Here is a 1,664-nt window from a genome sequence, read left to right as displayed (position 1 = left end):
CTAGTGCAGCAGGTCGCAAGTCCTGTTCGGGTTGAGTGTCCTGTGTTTGGTTACGCTTCGTAGTCGGCGAGGTGGACGAGGGCGGCCGTGTCGAAGGCGTCGTCGGGGCTGCCCTCCCACTGGCCGGTGTGCAGGAGTTGGGGGATGTAGGAGTTGGAGGCGGGGTCGTAGAGGGCGAAGGCCCACTGGTTGCCGCCGAGGTACTCGATGCGGCACAGCGGGATGCGTTCCTGCTCTTCCTCCGGGCCGATCAGGGCCGTGAAGTAGCCGAAGGAGCCGCGCCAGCGGGTGTCGACCTCGGTGAGGGCGGGCCAGCGGCCGCTGGTGACGGCGCGGTGGTCGACGCGGTCGTCGACCTCGTCCTTAAGCGGGCGTGGCGGAATGGGCACGGGGAGAGTGTTGCGCACTGCCGGCCCGGCCGGGTCAGGGACGCGCACGCCATGATGGCTGCTACCCCTGTCCCCTCTTATTCCGGAGTGTCCCCGATGGCTCATCCGCCCGCCGCCGCGCTGCATCTGAGCGCCCGTCGGCGGCGCAAGCTGCTGGCCATGGTCGGCGCCGCGAGTTGCCCGCAGGCGGTCGCGCTGCGCGCGCGGATCGTGCTGCTGGCCGCGGACGGCCTGGCCAACAGCACGATCGCCGCCGAAGTAGGCTGCAGCGAGCCGGCCGTGCGCCGGTGGCGGCTGCGCTTCGTACGCCGCGGCGTGCCGGGCCTGTTCGACCGCCCGCGCAGCGGACGCCCCGAACGGTACGGGCCCAGCGACCGCTTGGCCGTCATCGCCGTGGCCACCTCCCTGCCGCCCGAGGGCGCCGCCCGCTGGACGCAGACGCTGATCGCCGAGCATCTGGCCGAACGAGGCATGACGCTGTCCCGCGCGAGCGTGCGCCGCACCCTGGCCGAGGCCAGGGTGCGCCCACACAAGGTCCGCGGCTGGCTCAACCGCGCCGACGACGACACCTTCTGGACCAAGGCCGGCGCTGTGTGCCGCCTCTACCTCCACATCCCCGCCGACACCCTCCTCGTCAGCGTCGACGAGAAGACCGGCATCCAGGCCCGCTCCCGCATCCGCCCCACCCAGAACCCGCTACCCGGCCGCGACCGGCGCCTGGAGTTCGAATACCGCCGCCACGGGACCGTCTCCATCGTCGCCGCCATGGATGTGGCCACCGGCCAGGTGATCGCCGAACGCATCGAGCGCAACGACTCCGCGCACTTCATCCGCTTCCTGAGCATGCTCGACCGCAGCACCGACCCCGCCCTACGCATCCACCTGATCATGGACAACGGCTCCTCCCACACCTCCAAGGCCACCCGCGCCTGGCTCGCCGCCCACCCCCGATTCAGCGTGACCCACACCCCCAAGCACGCCAGCTGGCTGAACATGATCGAGCAGTGGTTCTCCGCCCTGACCCGCCGCGTCCTGCGCGGCGGCGACTTCGCATCCCGCGACGACCTCGAAGTCAAGATCACCGCGTTCACCATCCGCTACAACCGCACCGCCCGCCCCTACCGTTGGCGCTACGACGCCGACGCCGAGCACGCCCGCTACCTCGCACGCCACCCTCAGCACCAGAAGCCCACCCGGGACAACCTCACCAAAGCCGCATGACCCTCACACAGCGTCACCAGCAACCAGAACAGGACTTGCGACCTGCTGCACTAG

Annotated in this window: 2 protein-coding genes; one reads left to right on the top strand and one right to left on the bottom strand. The window is 70.4% G+C overall.

The genetic code is table 11. From position 1 onward, the window contains the following. Positions 1 to 50: 50 nt before the first annotated feature. The gene (locus tag AB0H52_RS31950) at positions 51 to 389 is read right to left on the bottom strand and encodes a hypothetical protein (RefSeq protein WP_357952018.1); all 339 of its coding nucleotides are present in this window, start codon (positions 387 to 389) and stop codon (positions 51 to 53) included. A 96-nt stretch (positions 390 to 485) separates the two neighbouring features. On the opposite strand from AB0H52_RS31950, the gene AB0H52_RS31945 reads away from it, so the two are divergent. Next, positions 486 to 1,610, top strand: a complete 1,125-nt coding sequence (locus AB0H52_RS31945) for an IS630 family transposase (protein WP_357952016.1) — start codon at positions 486 to 488, stop codon at positions 1,608 to 1,610. Positions 1,611 to 1,664: the final 54 nt, after the last annotated feature.

It is taken from the genome of Micromonospora sp. NPDC050695, from assembly GCF_040654415.1.
Taxonomy (GTDB): Bacteria; Actinomycetota; Actinomycetes; order Mycobacteriales; family Micromonosporaceae; genus Micromonospora.
The sequence above is the reverse complement of the archived record's forward strand: the minus strand, read 5'-3'. Positions and strand labels throughout refer to the sequence as shown.